The sequence below is a fragment of the Streptomyces sp. 351MFTsu5.1 genome, from assembly GCF_000383655.1.
Lineage (GTDB): Bacteria > Actinomycetota > Actinomycetes > Streptomycetales > Streptomycetaceae > Streptomyces > Streptomyces griseorubiginosus.
The window spans coordinates 271,301-287,064 of record NZ_KB911775.1; the positions used below are offsets into that span (position 1 = coordinate 271,301).

A 15,764-nucleotide genomic window follows, 5' to 3' on the forward strand; every position below is an offset into this window, starting at 1 on the left:
CCCCGTGCGGGAGGGCGGCCCCGCCGGTCAGTGGAGCTTGTTGACCGCGGTGACGGTGGTCTTCTTGAAGGCCTTCACCGGGGCGTCGCCGAGGCGGCCCATCTCGCCCCAGTTGACGACGGTCACGGTGCGCCCGTCCCGGCCGACCGACATGAGGTGGACGTCGAGGGCGCCCCAGGAGGTCTCGGTCGCGAGCCCGTAGACATGGGCGCCCTCCTCGACGGACAGCTTCCCGAAGTCCTTGCCGGTCGCGCTGGTCTCCGGGTCGGCCTGCTCGATCCTGCTCGCGCAGTTCTTGAAGTCCCGGTTCAGCTTGGAGACGAGGCTCTTCGCCGACGCGGTGTCGCGCAGAACGACGGTGACCTGTCGGGCCCCGGTCTCCAGCTCGGTGCGGAACTCGCGGTTCCACGCGGAGGAACGGGCCGGGACGCCGGCCTCGGCGCAGACGCCGAGCCCTGCCTCGCCCACCCCGCCGGTGATCTTCCCGGCCGTCCAGTCGGAACCCGGGTGCGGCGGGAGGTCGGCGGCCGCGAGGAAACCCGGCGCCTTGGGCGCCGCCTGCGCCGGAGTGGCGAGCGTCGCGCCGAGGGCGAGACCGGTGAGGGCGAGAGCGGAGAGCGCGCCGACTCGAGTGCGCATGAACATGGATGTCCCCCGTGATGAGTGCATGAGTGCATGAATGCTTGCGTGACTGCATGCATGAGTGATGAATGCATGAGCGTGGAATGACGCCCGCCGCCGGTGGTCGGTCCGGCCCTGGTCGGTGCGACACCAGAAGCATCGGCTGTCACAGGAGGTCAGCGCAACGGCTGACGGCCCTTTCGGAGTGGTGGAACCATCCCACCCCTTCTGACGTGCAGGTATATGGTGGGCCTGGGATACCGGATCAGGGGGGAATCGTTGTCCGCACCCGTACCGCAGGACGAGGTCCAGGAGTTCGCGGCACTGCTGCGGCACCTGAAGGAACGCACGGACCGCAGTTACGGCTCGCTGGCCCGGCGCCTGAACATGAACACCTCGACCCTGCACCGCTACTGCGCCGGCGACGCGGTGCCGCTCGACTTCGCTCCGGTGGAACGATTCGCCGCGCTGTGCGGGGCCTCGGCCGAGGAACGGATGGATCTGCACCGGCTCTGGCTGTCGGCGGTGGCGGCGAGGCAGCGGCCCCGGGCGACGGAGGAAGCCGCGGCGCCGCCCCCCGGTGGGGACGATCCCGCCGACGCGGCGGCGGAGACGAACGACGGTACGGCGACGGAAACACCCGGCGGCACGGCTGCGGACGTGGCTGTCGGTGACTCGGCCGCCGGCGACGAGACCAGCGACGCCGACGGTGGCGGGGACCAGGAAGGGGACGACGGACTGCTCTCAGGCCCCGGTCCCGCCGCTCCCCCGCCCCGCCCCTGGTACCGCCGTCGGCGGATCGCCGTCGCCGCGGCCGCCGCGGTGGCGCTGCTGGCGACGCTGGGCAGTCTGTCCGCATTGCCCTCGGGGCGTTCCGGGTCGGACACGGTCGCCGAGGCGCCGGCCCCCTCGTCCCGCACGTCGGCGTCGAGCACGCCGGACCGCTCCCCGTCCGCCTCGCCGAGTCGGTCCGCCGGCTCCGGCTCCCCGACGCCCAAGGGCGACGGCGGGAGCCCGTCCGCGTCGGCGCCGGGCGGGGGCTCGGCCTCGCAGGGCACCGGCAAGGCCGGGACACAGGGCGGCTTCACCGGTACGCCGCTCACCTGGACCGCCGACTCCCACGTCTGGTTCGCGGGCTGCGGCCACGACTACGTCATCACCAAGCCGCCGGCCCAGGTCCCGCCGCCCCCGGTCTCGCAGGACGCGGCGCAGTGGGCGGCGACGCAGGGCGCGATCCACGGCCGTCAGACCATGGTGCGGATCTCGGTGCAGGGCCGCAGCTCCACGGCGGTCGTCCTGGAGGACCTCCGGGTCCGGGTGGCCTCGCGCGGGGCGCCGGTCCAGGGCACCTCGTACGCCATGGAGCAGGGCTGCGGCGGCGCCCTCACCCCGCGTGAGTTCTCGGTCGATCTCGACAAGGACCGCCCGATCGCCCGGTCGAAGCCCGGCAACGACGGCGAGAACGTCATCCCGGCCGTCAAGCTGCCCTACCGGGTCTCCTCGACGGACCCGGAGATCCTGCTGGTGACCGCGGAGACGGTCACCTGCGACTGCACCTGGTACCTCGAACTGGACTGGTCCTCCCAGGGCCGCACCGGCACGGTCCGGATCGACGACCACGGCAAGCCGTTCCGCACGACGAGCATCAAGGGCCTGCCCCGCTACTGGTACGGCACGGACGCGGCCGGCCAGCGGGCCTGGGTGGAGTACACCGGCTGAGGACAGGCCCTAAGGCCGAGGCACGTTCCGGAGGTTGGAGCGGGCCATCTGGAGCATGCGGCCGACTCCGCCGTCGAGGACGATCTTCGAGGCGGACAGGGCGAATCCGGTGACCATCTCGGCGCTGATCTTCGGCGGGATGGACAGCGCGTTGGGGTCGGTGACGATGTCGACCAGGGCCGGACCCTTGTGCTTGAAGGCCGCCTTGAGCGCCCCGGCGAGATCCTTCGGCTTCTCGACGCGCTCGCCGTAGGCACCGCAGGCGCGGGCCACGGCGGCGAAGTCGGGGTTCTTGTTGGCGGTGCCGTAGGAGGGCAGTCCCGCGACCAGCATCTCCAACTCGACCATGCCGAGCGAGGAGTTGTTGAACAGCACGACCTTCACGGGGAGGTCGTACTGCACGAGGGTCAGGAAGTCGCCCATCAGCATGGAGAATCCGCCGTCGCCTGACATCGACACGACCTGCCGCTTGCGGTCGGTGAACTGGGCTCCGATCGCCATCGGCAGCGCGTTCGCCATCGACCCGTGCGAGAACGAACCGATCACCCGGCGGCGGCCGTTGGGCGAGATGTAACGGGCGGCCCAGACATTGCACATACCGGTGTCGACGGTGAACACGGCGTCGTCGGCGGCGAGTTCGTCCAGTACGGAGGCCACGTACTCGGGGTGGATCGGGACGTGCTTCTCGACCTTGCGGGTGTACGCCTTGACGACCCCTTCGAGCGCGTCGGCGTGCTTCTTGAGCATCTTGTCGAGGAAGCGGCGGTTCGTCTTCTCCTTGACCCGGGGCGTCAGACACCGCAGGGTCTCCTTCACGTCGCCCCAGACGGCCAGGTCCAGCTTGGAGCGGCGGCCGAGGTGTTCGGGCCGTACGTCGACCTGGGCGATCTGGACGTCGTCGGGGAGGAAGGCGTTGTACGGGAAGTCGGTGCCGAGCAGGATCAGCAGGTCGCACTCGTGGGTGGCCTCGTAGGCGGCGCCGTAGCCGAGCAGTCCGCTCATGCCGACGTCGAAGGGGTTGTCGTACTGGATCCACTCCTTGCCCCTGAGGGCGTGCCCCACGGGGGACTTGACCTTCTCCGCGAACTCCATGACCTCGGCGTGCGCGCCCGCGGTGCCGCTGCCGCAGAAGAGGGTGACCTTCTGGGCCTTGTCGATCATCTCGACGAGCTTGTCGATCTCGGCGTCGCCCGGGCGGACCGAGGGCCGTGAGGTCACGAGGGCGGTCTCGGCGGCCTGCTCGGGGGCGGGCTGGTCGGCGATGTCGCCGGGCAGGGAGACGACGCTGACGCCGGAGCGGCCGACGGCGTTCTGGATGGCGGTCTGGAGCAGCCTCGGCATCTGCTTCGGGCTGGAGATCAGCTCGCTGTAGTGGCTGCACTCGCGGAACAGCTGGTCGGGGTGTGTCTCCTGGAAGTAGCCGAGGCCGATCTCGCTGGAGGGGATGTGCGAGGCGAGGGCGAGGACCGGGGCCATGGAGCGGTGGGCGTCGTAGAGGCCGTTGATGAGGTGCAGGTTGCCGGGCCCGCAGGAGCCGGCGCAGGCGGCGAGCTTGCCGGTGATCTGGGCCTCGGCGCCGGCGGCGAAGGCGGCGGTCTCCTCGTGCCGTACGTGCACCCAGTCGATGGCGGCGTTGCGCCTGACGGCGTCCACGACCGGGTTGAGGCTGTCGCCGACGACGCCGTAGAGACGCTTCACTCCGGCTTTGACGAGGATGTCCACGAACTGCTCGGCGATGTTCTGTTTGGCCATGGATCCCTGCACCCCTCTTCGGTCTTCCTTGGGTCCATCAATCCACAATGGCCGCGATCACGCCTCCCAAACCGCGGCGGCCGTCCGGTCGTCGGCATATCCCTTGACTCTTACCTGGCTGTCGGCGAGGAACGTGGCGAGTCCCGGCGGGGGTCCTGACCACCGCCCCGTGAGGTACTCGCACAGTTCGGGTTCGCCGCGCAGGGGTTCGGCGAGGCCGCCGGTGCACATCAGGAGGGTGTCACCCGGGCGGGCAACGGAGGCACGGAAGCGGAAGGGTGCGCGGGGCGGTTCCGGGGCGGGTTCGTAGGGGCTCGGGGGTGTGGGGATGCCGAGGTCCATGGTGAGGCGGTCGCCGTCGGGGGTCTCGGAGGGCAGCGAGCCGAAACCGACGACGGGTTCACCGCTGGCGTCGGTGACCAGGGGTTCGATGTCGTGCCACTCGCCGTCGCGCAGCCGGAAGAGACCGCCGTCGCCCACGCCGAAGAACACGCGGACGCGGCAGTCGGGGTCGGCGGGCAGCAGCAGACAGCGCAGGGTGGCCGCGTACTCCTCGGGGTCGATGCCCTGTTCGGCGGCGCTGGCCCGGAGTCTGCCGAGACTCCGGTCGGTGAGGCGGTGCAGTCCGGACTTCAGGTCGCCGCGGCGGGCGGCGCCGATGTCCTGCGCGAGGCGGGCGTGGCTGCGGCCCACGGCCCGTGCGATCCACTGACAGGCCTCGGCGGCGGCCCGGTGGGCGCCGGGGGTGGCGCGGGCGCCGGTGGCCATGGCGACGAGCACCAGCGCCTGGTCGCCGGTGCCGAAACGGGCGGTGAGCAGGGAGTCCCTCCTCGGCTCCCCCCGGAACCTCGCGGAGTCCCCCCGCACGGACACCGCCCGCAGCGTGCAGGCCCCGTACCTGGCCCCGTCCAGCACGGTGTCCGCCACGAGGTCGTCGAGCTCGTCGGGGTCGGCGGGCGGGAGCGCGGTGGGCTCGGCGTCGTAGGTGGGCGGCCCGGACCCCACGAATCCGACGGGGGCGGGAGGGAGCGTGGGGAGATCCACTCGGGTGGCTGTGCGGAGGGGATGGGGGGCGGGTTCGGGTGGTGGGGCGGTGGCGTCGGCCGGAGGGTGGTCGGGGGCCGGGGTGGGGTGGATACCGGCTGCCGGGCGGTCAGGGGTGGGGCCGGGCGCTGAGGTGGGGGCCGGCGCGGGATGGAGACCGGGCTCGGGGTTGCGGTCGGCTGTGGTCTCACCGCGTTGTGGGGAGGCGCCCGGGCCGTGGGGCACTTCGCTGCCGCCCGGGCCGTGGGCCACTTCGCGGCCGTCCGCGCCGGAGGTCGCGTCGCGGTCCTGGTCGGGGGGCTCAGGCGTCGGGTTGGGCTGGGTGGAGCCGGGGCCGGTGGGGGCGGTGGCCGCAGGGGGCTCCGGAGCGCCGGGGCCGGGGGCCGGGGTGGCCCACCAGTCCCCTTCGGCTCGGCGGGTGGACTCGTCACGGCGGACTGCGGGGGTCCCGGGGCCACGAGGACCGATCGGGGCGGACACGTCCCCGGAGTCGCCCGCGGGGACCGAGCCCTGGTTGGGGCCGCCTGGGTGCGGGTCCGGGCCGGGGCCGCCCGGGTGTGAGTCAGGGCTGGGGCCGCCCGGGCGCGGGTGCAGGCCGGGGCCGCCCGTGCGCAAGCCCTGACCGGGGCCACCCGCGCGCAAGTCCAGGCCGGGGCCGCCCGTGCGCAAGCCCTGACCGGGGCCACCCGCGCGCGAGTCCAGGCCGGGGCCGCCCGTGCGCGGGTCCGGGCTGGAATCGCCCGCAGGCAAGTCCGCGCCGGGGCCGCCCGTGCGCAAGCCCTGACCGGGGCCACCCGCGCGGGAGTCCAGGCCAGGGTCACCCGTGCGTGGGGGCGGGCCGGAGTCGGCCGTACGCAAGTCCGCGCCGGGGCCGCCCGTGCGCAAGCCCTGACCGGGGCCACCCGTGCTCGAATCCAGGCCAGGGCCGCCCGTGCGCGGGTCCGCGCCGGGGACGACCGAGCGCGAGCCTTGGCCGGGGCCACCCGCGCGCGAGTCCGCGCCGGCGTTCGGTTCGGCGTCGCCGAAGGCACCGGGGTGGTGCGGGCCGGGCCGGTCGTCGCCTGGCGCGGAGTCGCCCGCGCCGGCGTTCCGCGTACTCGGACGTCCGAGGCCGCCACCCGAGCCGGAGTCGCCGCCCCCGTCTCCAGGCACCCGGCCGACGCCCCCTTGCGCGGTGTCGTCCCGACCGTTGGCCCTCGCAGCGCCCCCGTCCCGAACGCTGTCCCTCACCGCTCCCCCGTCCCCCCGCGCGTCCCAGTCGCCGTTCTCCGGTGGCCTGGGCGGTGTCGCGGGGCGTGGCGGGGCGGTGGGGGGTGGGGGTGCCGCGGTGGGTGGCCTCGGGGCGTCGGGGGGCCTGCGGGACGCCGGTACGTTCGTGACGGGGGGTGTCTCCGTGGACGTACGGCCGCCGGAAGGCGACGGCGGGAGGTCCGACGGGCCGCGTTCGTCGAAGCCGGGAGGCTTGGGACCGGGTGGGAAGACCACGGGGCCCTGAGCCGTCTCGGGCGCCGACTGCGGGGAGTCGGGGGCCGGCACGCCCGCCGACTCCGAGCAGCCGGACTCGGAGAAGCGGCGCTCGGACAAGTCGGACTCCGAGAAGCCGGACTCGGAAAAGCCGGACTCCGAGAAGCCTGGCTCCGAGAAGTCAGGCTCGGGAAAGCGCGGCCCCGGCACCCCGGCGACAGACCGGGCGCTCGGCCCGACGGGACCCCCGACGGGACCCCCGCCACCGTCCTCCACCGCCCCCGCCGCCGAAGCGAAGCGGTCGTCCAGGGTGTCCGGGGCCGGTGCGGGGCCCGTGTCGTCCGTGGAGTCGTACAGCTGCCCCCACCAGTCGTCCTCGTGACCCGTGGGCCTACCCCCCTGCTGGCTCATGCCCCCAATTGTCCACCGCGGGAGCCGTATGGAAACGGGGCATCCGCAAAAATGGCGCACGACCGAGTGCCTCGAACGGCGTGTCGAGTGAACCGTCGAACAGGTGTGGCGAAAGGTGTCCGCCCCGGCACCGAACTCGCTGACCTGCGCATCCCCGCCCCCTCCTGCACCCTGGACGAATGGGAGTGTGGGAACTCCTGCTGGTCGGCCTGGTCATGCTGTTCGGCCTGGTCGGCGTCCTGGTGCCCGGAGTGCCGGGGTCGTGGCTGGTGTGGGCCGCGGTCCTGTGGTGGGCGCTGAAGGATCCCCAGCCGGTCGCCTGGTTCGTGCTCGTGTCGGCGACCGTCGCCCTGTTCCTGTCCCAGGTGGTCCGCTGGGCGCTGCCACCGCGCCGGCTGCGGGAGAGCGGCGCCACCCCGAGGATGGCGGTGTACGCCGGGCTGGGCGCGTTCCTCGGGTTCTTCCTGGTCCCCGTGCTCGGCGCGATCCCGGGCTTCATGGCGGGCGTCTACGTCTGCGAACGCCTCCGCCTCGGCCGGCACGGCGAGGCGCGGGCCGCGCTGCGACAGGCGATGCGCTCGGGCGGCTCCAGCGTGCTGGCGGAGCTGTTCACCTGCCTGCTCGTCATGGGCGCATGGCTGGGGACGGTGCTGTGGGGCTGACAAAGCACCGCGGTCCCAGGACCGGATTCCGATGTGCGGTCCCCTCGCGCGTGTTTGGGTGTCTGTCATGACCGCATTCAGCGAGGCCGAGCGCGCGTACCTGACGTCACAGCGGCTGGGTCGCCTGGCCACCGTCGATCAGCACGGGCAGCCGCAGGCGAACCCGGTCGGTTTCTTCCCGCAGGACGACGGCACCATCCTGATCGGCGGCCACGCGATGGGCCGCACCAAGAAGTGGCGCAACCTCCGGAGGAACCCGAAGGTCGCGCTGGTCGTCGACGACATCGTGAGCCTGAAGCCGTGGACGGTACGCGGCATCGACATCCGCGGGGAGGCGGAACTCCTCACCGGGCCGCATGAGTTGGGCCCGCATTTCAGTGAGGAAGTGATCCGCATCCATCCGCGCCGCATCCACAGCTGGGGACTCGAGGAGGACTAGAGCGCCCCTTCCAGGGTGAGCAGGGTCGTCTTGCGTTCGAGGCCGCCCGCGTATCCGGTCAGGGAACCGTTCGCGCCGATCACGCGGTGGCAGGGGCGGAGGATCAGCAGCGGGTTGGCGCCGATCGCGCCGCCGACGGCCCGTACGGCGATCCGGGAGGCGCCGATGCGGGCGGCGATCTCGCCGTACGTCGTGGTCGCGCCGTACGGGACGTCGTCGAGGGCGTCCCAGACCCGGGTGCGGAACTCGGTGCCCTCAGCGCGCACATCCAGCTGGAACTCCTTGAGTTCACCGGCGAAGTAGGCGTCGAGCTGCTCCCCGGCCGCCCGGAAGAGGCCGGGCTCGTGCCGCCAACCCTCCTGGACGGTACGGCCGTTCTTCTGCCCGGGTACGGAGAGCGAGGTCAGCGCGCCGGTCTCGTCGGCGGTGAGGAGCAGTTCGCCGACAGGGCTGTCCAGGCGGGTCCAGCGGGTGGTCATGATGTCTCCAACTCTCCTGCTGTGCGCAGGTGTTGCCAGGCGTAGGAGCGCCAGGGGCGCCAGCTGTCAGGGGTGTCGAGGCCGGGTGGGGCGACATCGGGGTCGCCGAGTGCGCGGGTGCGGATGAGGGCAACGGTACGGGCGTCCAGGCCGGGCAGGGCGAGCAGCGCGTGCTGCGCCTTGTCGCGGTCGGCGCCCGGGTCCAGCCGTACGACGCCGTCGGCCAGGGCGGTCGCGAGCGCGCCCAGCGGTCCGGTCGCCTCCGTGAGGGCGGCGGGCTCGGGGAAGAGGTGGGTGAGGCCGCCGCAGGGGGCGTCCAGGGTCTTGCCGTGACGCTGGACGAGCCGTTCGGATGCGGTACGGCCCACCAGTGCCCGTACCGCGAGCTCCTCGGGGTCGGCGGCGCCGGGCGAGCGGAGTCCGGGGCGGGCGGCGACCAGCGGGGCGAGCCGCGAGTCCCCGGCCAGGCGCCCGTCGACGGCGTAGGGGTCGGCGTCCAGGTCGAACAGGCGCCGCAGCCGTCCGACGGCGGCGGTCAGGTCGCGCGGGTCGGTCAGGTGCAGGTGGGCGTCGAGCCAGCCGCCGGGGTGGGCGCCGGAGGGGGCCCTGACCGAGCCGGGCCGTTCGAGGACGGCGACGATCCCGGTGCCGTGCGGGAGGCGGAGGGTGCGGCGGTAGGTGCGCCGGCCCGGTGCTCCGGTCACCTCCTCGACGCCGTGCACGGCCTCGCTCTCCAGCAGGTCGAAGACGTCGGCGGACTGGTAGGGGCCGCGGTGGGCGAGCCGGAGCGGAATGCCCGCTGTGGGGGTGGCGGGTCGGCGGGCGGTGCCGGCGTCCGTCCTGAGGCCGGTGGGCGTGGCGGCGTAGATCTCGCGGACCGTGTCGTTGAACTGCCGCACGCTGGCGAAGCCGGACGCGAACGCGATCTCGGTGACCGGCAGGGCGGTGGTCTGGAGCAGGACGCGGGCGGTGTGGGCCCGCTGGGCGCGGGCGAGGGCGACGGGTCCCGCGCCGAGCTCGGCGGTGAGCTGGCGCTGGACCTGCCGTGGGCTGTAGCCGAGGCGACCGGCGAGCCCGGCGACGCCCTCCCGGTCGACGACTCCGTCGCCGATCAGGCGCATCGCCCGGCCCACGACGTCGGCGCGGACGTTCCAGTCGGCGGAACCGGGGACCGCGTCCGGACGGCACCGCCGGCAGGCCCGGAATCCGGAGCCCTGCGCGGCGGCGGCCGTCGGGTAGAAGCGGACGTTGTGACGCTTCGGGGTCACCGCGGGGCAGCTGGGCCGGCAGTAGATCCCGGTCGTCCGGACAGCGAAGAAGAACTCTCCGTCGAACCGGGCGTCCCTGCTGCGGACGGCTTCGTACCTGGTGTCTTCGTCCATCACATGGACCAGTCTCCGCCGTGCGCGGGGGCGCCGCTGGCGGAAATCGGACATGGGGGTGCGTGGGGGCTGGTGGGTGACGACTGGGCGTGGCCGGACCGTACCCAGTCAGGGGCGCGGGGAACTGCGCGACCAGCCCCCACCGAGCCGCACCCGAACGTCTACCCGCTACCTCCAACCACCCCGCTTCGCCTCCATCGCCGCCTTCCCCTGCGCCCCCCGCTTCTTCCACTCCTTCCGGATCTCCGATCGGAGCCGCGCGTCGGTCTTCGCCACGATCCGCTGGTTCTCCCGGATCAGCTTGCGGTAGCTCTCCAGCCGCCGTTCCGCCAGCTCCCCGGAGTCGAGCGCGGCGAGCACCGCGCACCCCGGCTCGGCCTCGTGCGCGCAGTCGTGGAACCGGCATTGCTCGGCCAGCTCCTCGATCTCCGAGAAGACCTGTCCGACACCGGTCTCGGCGTCCCACAGCCCGACGCCCCTGAGGCCGGGGGTGTCGATCAGCACGCCCCCGCCGGGCAGGGCGAGCAGGTTGCGGGTGGTGGTCGTGTGCCGGCCCTTCCCGTCGACGTCCCGGGTGGCGTGCACCTGCATCACGTCCTCGCCGACGAGCGCGTTCGCGAGCGTGGACTTCCCCGCGCCGGACTGCCCGAGCAGCACGGTCGTACCGCCGGAGACGGCCGCGACGAGCACGTCGAGGCCGTCGCCGTCCAGGGCGCTGACGGTCAGCACGGGCACTCCCGGGGCCGTGGTCTCCACGTCCTGCACGAGGTGGGAGAGCGTGACCGGGTCCGGCACGAGGTCCGCCTTGGTGAGCACGACGAGGGGCTGGGCACCGGACTCCCAGGCGAGGGCGAGGAAGCGTTCGATGCGGCCGAGGTCGAGTTCGACGGCCAGCGACACGGCGACGATGGCGTGGTCGACGTTGGCCGCGAGGATCTGCCCCTCGGACCGCTTGGAGGAGGTGGAGCGGACGAAAGCGGTACGGCGCGGCAGATACGTCCGTACGTAGCGGGGGTTGCCCCCGGGTTCGACGACGGCCCAGTCGCCGGTGCACAGGACCCGCATCGGGTCGTGCGGGGTGACGAAGGCGGTGTCGGCGCGCAGTGTCCCGTCGGCGGTGACGATGTCGCACTGCCCGCGGTCGACCCGGACCACACGGCCGGGGATGAGCCCTTCGGGCTCGTAGGGGGCGAACTCCTTCGCCCATGCCTCGTCCCAGCCGTAGGGAGCGAGAGCGGTGAAAACCGAGGTGGAAGTCAAGGGAGACCCTTCACAGGGTGGCCCGGCACAAGGGATTCGAAGTCAGCCGAGGGCCACGGAGGTGGACGTGATGATCTGGATGCGGGCAGTGCTCATCGCAAGGACAGCCATCGGTCGACACCTCCTTCTCGTTCTCAGTTCGTCAGGCACGTCGGCCCGGGGCCTTCGTGCGAAGCGGTCCTCACTTTAGGGGGACGGTTCGATGCGCGCCACCGGTTTTTCTCCTCGCCCCCCACTCCCCTCCGTACTCACTCGAACAGCCCTGTGCGCTGGTCGTACGGGAGCGGCGGCTGTGGCATGGAAGGCACCGGAAGGCCTCGCCCACGTCCAGGAGACCTCGTGATGACCCAGCGTCCGACCCGCCCCGTCCGTGTGTTCGCCTCGGCCCTGGCGGCCGGTGCCCTGTTGGCGACAGCCGCCTGTTCGGACGGTGACGACAGTGGGGCGGGCAGCGCGGACACCACGCGGATCTCCTCCTCGCCGCTCGCGCAGGAGTCCCCGTCCACGCTCACGGCGGCGGGGGCGAAGGCGGCGCTGGTGACGGAGGCGGACCTGGAGGGCGACTGGGACCAGGTCAAGAACGCGGCCGACTGGCGGGACAGTCTGCTCGTCGGCACGGTCGACGTGGCCGGCTTCCTGACCGCGAAGACGGACGCGGCCGACTGCCAGAAGCTCCTGGACTCGCTCTACAGCGACGACCTCCTGGGCAAGCCGTCGGGGGCGAGCGCGCTCACGGGCTTCCAGGAGGGCGAGTCCCGGCTGCTGTACCAGGTCGCCGCCTACGACAAGAAGACGCTGGACTCCTCCTTCTCCTGGCTGAAGAGCCTGCCGGACAAGTGCGACCAGTTCACGGCCACGGACAGCTCGGCCGGGAAGCGCACGGTCCAGGTGGTCGAGGCCTCGCTGCCCAAGGAGGGCGACGCCCGGCAGGGGTTGCAGGTCACCGTCCAGGGCACGTCGGGCGGTACGCCCACCACTCTCACCCTGGACGTCGCTGCCGTGCGGGTCGGCGCGGACGCGATCACCGTCACCAACGGCGGTCTCGGCGGCGCGGACCACGACAGCACGGAGACCGCCGTGAAGCTGGGAACGGCTCGCCTCCAGGACGTGCAGGCGGGCCGGACCCCGTCCGGCGACCCGAGCGAGATCGAGTGACGGCACGGGCGGGCGGGGCTACGACCGACGAGACGGACGACCGGGCGGGACGACGACGACGGCGACTGAGAGCCGCCCCTGAAAATGAGAGTTGACAAGGCCTCTGACCTGCGCACTATCAGTTTGACGGTCGTCGTAGTAGTGCGAGTTTGGGTAATTGGAAATGAGAGTGACGTTGACCTGCGCTTATAGAGACGCCTGATTGTGATCTTTGAGTCGGATCCTGCGGCCGACGCCCTGGCAGGAACACGGACGGACGAGCACACAACGGCCACGACCTCGCCGGAGAACGGTACGTGACACTTCGCTCGAACGCCCAGCGAGAGCTAGTAGTGCAACGGTGCTTGCCATGGCTGCTGGCCAGTTCATTCGTTGGTCTGGTTATGGGTGGGGATTCTTCTGATGTCAGGTTGTGGCGTTCCGGATGAGGTCCGTGCCCAACTTGCCAAGGTCCAGCCGTTCTTGCGCTGCAGCGAGCTCTTGCCGCCCCCGTTCCAGAACAACTCCTCGAATCGCTGATACCCGCGGCCCAGGCTCACCCTCCCTGTGTAGTTGGCGAGCGTTACAAGGAAGAGACGCGGTCCCGCCCAAGCGCCGCTCGACCACAATTGGATCAACCACGCCGGAGCCGTGTCGAGATCTTGGGACAGCTCAACCCACGACGCCGTGTCGGCGGCATGCTCGCCGTGTGCCATAGACGACCCGCTCGTCCAGGCGTACCCTTCGATGCCGATTCGGCGCTCAAGGTTCTCGCTGAGCCAGTGATTCCTAATGCTGTCTGTCAAGCCGCGAGAGCGGTGGGCGGCACGGCTTCGTAGGTCCGTCGATCGCGTAGGAGGGCCCAGAGACACCTCACGGTGCCACCGGCCGGACGCGACAACGCCGCTGATCCCCGAAGTCCCCCGCAAGACACCGATGAGACCCGTCAATGCACCAGCCGGGACACGCATCGGCCTCCACCTAGACCCTTGACGGCCTCACACGAGTACGCCCAGTCCCCGACGCGGAACAGCGGCGCGGGAGCGGTCAGCCGGTTCGCCACCAGTACCTCGGTGACCTGGCCGTGCGTCAGGTCCGCCCGCGAATCCGGTGGCCGCAGCCCGTCGACGATCCCCGCGACGTCCAGCCGACGCAGAAACTCGGCAGCGACAGGCAGAGCGCCCAGGCGCTTGGTCACCACGGACTCAATCACGACCTCCACGCGAGGGTGTTCCGTCCTCCCGGACGATACTCCGGGCGGTCTACGAGACGGTCCTCAAACCAAGCGGTTGGGCTGCGGCGACTGCGGGTCAGGCAAGGGCGGCAGAGCTCGACCTGATTCCTCGGCGACGGCAGCCAACCCCAAAGCCCCTGTTCCCGCTCTCCCGGCTCAGGGCGGCGCCAACCTGCAAGACCGACAGCGACCTCCGGGCTTCCTGCCCCTCAGGAGCGGACAGGCCGCTCTCAGTGGGCGGTTCGTGAGTCTTTGAGTGGGTCTGCTGTCGCCTGATGGTGTGGCGGCGGGGCGGAATCTGCCGGTCCGCGGTTGGTGATCTGGTGATGTGACCGGGTGAGTGAACGTAAGCCGTACCCGAGTGACTTATCGGACGAGCAGTGGTCGTTGATCGAGCCGGTGATCACCGCGTGGAAGAACCGACATCGCTCGGTCAGCGGCCACCAGGGCGCCTACGACATGCGGGAGATCGTCAACTCGATCCTCTACCAGGGGCGGACCGGCTGTCAGTGGGCCTATCTCCCGCACGACCTGCCGCAGAAGAGCGCGACCTACTACTATTTCGCCGCCTGGCGGGACGACGGGACCGACCAGGTCATCCATGAACTCCTGCGCTGCCAGGTCCGTGAGCGGGCCCGCCGATTAGAGGACCCGACCCTGGTGGTCCTGGACACCCAGAGTGTCCACGTGGCCGCCGGGGTCCCCGCCTCCACGAGCGGCCACGATCCGGCCAAGCGGGTGCCCGGCCGCAAGCGCGGACTGGCCGTGGACGTCCTCGGCCTGGTCATCGCGGTCACCGTCCTCGCCGCGAACACCCACGACAACGCCGCGGGCATCGTCCTGCTGGACCAGGTCGCCGAGCACGCCGGCGGCACCGTCCGCAAAGCCCTCGTCGACCAGGGCTTCAAGAACCAGGTCGTCGCGCACGGCGCCGGCCTGGGCATCGACGTCGAGATCGTCGAACGAAACCCGCAGGTCAAGGGGTTCGTTCCGCAGCCGAAGCGGTGGAGGGTCGAGCAGACCTACGGGATCCTGATACTGCACCGGCGCCTGGTCCGCGACTACGAGTACCGCCCCTCCTCCTCGGCTTCCCGCGTCTACTGGGCGATGACCCACGTCATGACCCGGCGCCTCACCGGCACGAACGCCCTCACCTGGCGCGAGCCGCAGGCGGCGGCAGCGTGAATATCCAGCCCCTGCTCGACGCCCTGGACCTCCAGGAAGACGCCGCCCGGGCCCTGGCCGACGACCTCCGCGCACAGATCGACGACTTGCAGACCCGGTTGCGGGAGGCCGAGACGCACCTGGAGCACCTCGCGATCACCCGCAAGACCGTCACCGGCCTCGCTGACCGGCTCCCTGCCGTCGCGCCGGACCTGCCCGAGCACCCGGACTACCCCCGCATCCTCGCCGCCTTCAACCACGCGACCGGACCGCTACGAGCCAAGGGCGTCTGCGAAGCCCTCGGCCACCAACTGCTGCCGAAGAACGTGGAAGGCACCCGTGCCAAGCTGAAGCGCCTGGTCAAACTCGGCATCCTCACCGAGGCCGACACCGGCAACTTCGCCAGGAAGCAATAGCCGACCGACCCTCCACCAGCGACCTTGCCCCAACCTCAGCCAGAAACGGACATCACCTTACGAACCGCCCACTCAGACCTCCCGGGGATCTTGCCGGTCGAGCGCAGCCAGCACGCGAGTCGGATCGTCGATCAGATCGAACAGGCCGCTGGTCCGTCGCGCCCACTGCTCAGGATCCTCTCCCTCCGCGAACGCCGCGGCCGACGCGAACTGGCCTTGGAGGCTGACCGGCAGTCTGCCAGCCAGGGACGCACCGAGCTCTCGGCCCAGGACGGCCCCCGCCGAAGACAGCCGCATGAAGCGGGCCGGCTTGCCGGTCACCGGCACGACGGTGCCGCTCACTCCCTCGAGAACCGCAACGGCATCGCGCACCCAGCCGCCATCCCAGGTGTCGGGGAGCGGAACAGCGATCCGCTGAACACTGGCGATCGCGTCCCTCCCCAGCGCGAGCGAGAGCCCTCCCGGATCCTCGTGGTAGTTCAAGTAGCGGGCGGCGTCGATGCCTGGCGGGCAGACCTCGTCGAGCCCGACGTCGCCGACGAAGTCGCTGGGAGGCACTGTCACGTTGGCTGGCCGGTGGGAT

Annotated in this window: 14 protein-coding genes; 6 read left to right on the forward strand and 8 right to left on the reverse strand. The window is 71.6% G+C overall.

Annotated elements, in window-relative coordinates; translation table 11 throughout:
* Positions 1–27: 27 nt before the first annotated feature.
* Positions 28–645 (reverse strand): hypothetical protein, encoded by a 618-nt coding sequence (locus H295_RS0101210; protein ID WP_020133519.1) that lies wholly within the window; start codon positions 643–645, stop codon positions 28–30.
* Positions 646–864: 219 nt separating this feature from the next.
* Between H295_RS0101210 and H295_RS0101215 the strand changes: the two genes are divergently transcribed.
* Complete coding sequence (locus tag H295_RS0101215; protein WP_020133520.1) at positions 865–2,340, forward strand: helix-turn-helix domain-containing protein; 1,476 nt, start codon at positions 865–867, stop codon at positions 2,338–2,340.
* 9 nt (positions 2,341–2,349) lie between these two features.
* Here the strand turns inward: H295_RS0101215 and H295_RS0101220 are convergent, their stop codons facing one another.
* Together H295_RS0101220 and H295_RS0101225 are read right to left on the reverse strand one after the other, a co-directional pair.
* Entirely contained in the window at positions 2,350–4,092 is a 1,743-nt protein-coding gene (locus H295_RS0101220; RefSeq protein WP_020133521.1) for a pyruvate dehydrogenase, read from the reverse strand.
* Positions 4,093–4,149: 57 nt separating this feature from the next.
* On the reverse strand, positions 4,150–5,136 hold the full coding sequence (locus H295_RS0101225) for a protein phosphatase 2C domain-containing protein (RefSeq protein WP_051135482.1): 987 nt from the start codon (positions 5,134–5,136) through the stop codon (positions 4,150–4,152).
* 2,054 nt (positions 5,137–7,190) lie between these two features.
* Here H295_RS0101225 and H295_RS0101230 point away from each other — a divergent pair.
* Together H295_RS0101230 and H295_RS0101235 are read left to right on the forward strand one after the other, a co-directional pair.
* Positions 7,191–7,673, forward strand: coding sequence for a DUF456 domain-containing protein (locus H295_RS0101230; protein ID WP_028808935.1), 483 nt, complete (start codon positions 7,191–7,193; stop codon positions 7,671–7,673).
* A gap of 67 nt (positions 7,674–7,740) precedes the next feature.
* Positions 7,741–8,112, forward strand: coding sequence for a PPOX class F420-dependent oxidoreductase (locus H295_RS0101235; protein WP_020133524.1), 372 nt, complete (start codon positions 7,741–7,743; stop codon positions 8,110–8,112).
* Here H295_RS0101235 and H295_RS0101240 read toward each other — a convergent pair.
* The 3 genes from H295_RS0101240 to rsgA all read right to left on the reverse strand — a co-directional run bounded on the left by H295_RS0101240 (position 8,109) and on the right by rsgA (position 11,233).
* On the reverse strand, positions 8,109–8,591 hold the full coding sequence (locus tag H295_RS0101240; protein ID WP_020133525.1) for a methylated-DNA--[protein]-cysteine S-methyltransferase: 483 nt from the start codon (positions 8,589–8,591) through the stop codon (positions 8,109–8,111). The genes H295_RS0101235 and H295_RS0101240 overlap by 4 nt on opposite strands.
* Positions 8,588–9,973, reverse strand: a complete 1,386-nt coding sequence (locus H295_RS0101245) for a DNA-3-methyladenine glycosylase 2 family protein (RefSeq protein ID WP_020133526.1) — start codon at positions 9,971–9,973, stop codon at positions 8,588–8,590. The genes H295_RS0101240 and H295_RS0101245 overlap by 4 nt, the downstream gene beginning before the upstream one ends.
* 168 nt (positions 9,974–10,141) lie before the next feature.
* Positions 10,142–11,233, reverse strand: a complete 1,092-nt coding sequence (gene rsgA, locus H295_RS0101250) for a ribosome small subunit-dependent GTPase A (RefSeq protein WP_020133527.1) — start codon at positions 11,231–11,233, stop codon at positions 10,142–10,144.
* A 342-nt stretch (positions 11,234–11,575) separates the two neighbouring features.
* On the opposite strand from rsgA, the gene H295_RS0101255 reads away from it, so the two are divergent.
* Positions 11,576–12,388 (forward strand): hypothetical protein, encoded by an 813-nt coding sequence (locus tag H295_RS0101255; protein WP_020133528.1) that lies wholly within the window; start codon positions 11,576–11,578, stop codon positions 12,386–12,388.
* A 925-nt stretch (positions 12,389–13,313) separates the two neighbouring features.
* Here the strand turns inward: H295_RS0101255 and H295_RS42540 are convergent.
* The gene (locus H295_RS42540) at positions 13,314–13,589 is read right to left on the reverse strand and encodes a DUF4277 domain-containing protein (RefSeq protein WP_020133529.1); all 276 of its coding nucleotides are present in this window, start codon (positions 13,587–13,589) and stop codon (positions 13,314–13,316) included.
* A gap of 348 nt (positions 13,590–13,937) precedes the next feature.
* Between H295_RS42540 and H295_RS0101270 the strand changes: the two genes are divergently transcribed.
* Together H295_RS0101270 and H295_RS0101275 are read left to right on the forward strand one after the other, a co-directional pair.
* Positions 13,938–14,786: an IS5 family transposase gene (locus H295_RS0101270; RefSeq protein WP_028808936.1), complete on the forward strand. Its 849-nt coding sequence runs from the start codon at positions 13,938–13,940 to the stop codon at positions 14,784–14,786.
* Complete coding sequence (locus H295_RS0101275) at positions 14,783–15,181, forward strand: hypothetical protein (protein WP_020133531.1); 399 nt, start codon at positions 14,783–14,785, stop codon at positions 15,179–15,181. The genes H295_RS0101270 and H295_RS0101275 overlap by 4 nt, the downstream gene beginning before the upstream one ends.
* A 72-nt stretch (positions 15,182–15,253) precedes the next feature.
* Here H295_RS0101275 and H295_RS42545 read toward each other — a convergent pair whose 3' ends face one another.
* Complete coding sequence (locus H295_RS42545) at positions 15,254–15,739, reverse strand: hypothetical protein (protein ID WP_020133532.1); 486 nt, start codon at positions 15,737–15,739, stop codon at positions 15,254–15,256.
* Positions 15,740–15,764: the final 25 nt, after the last annotated feature.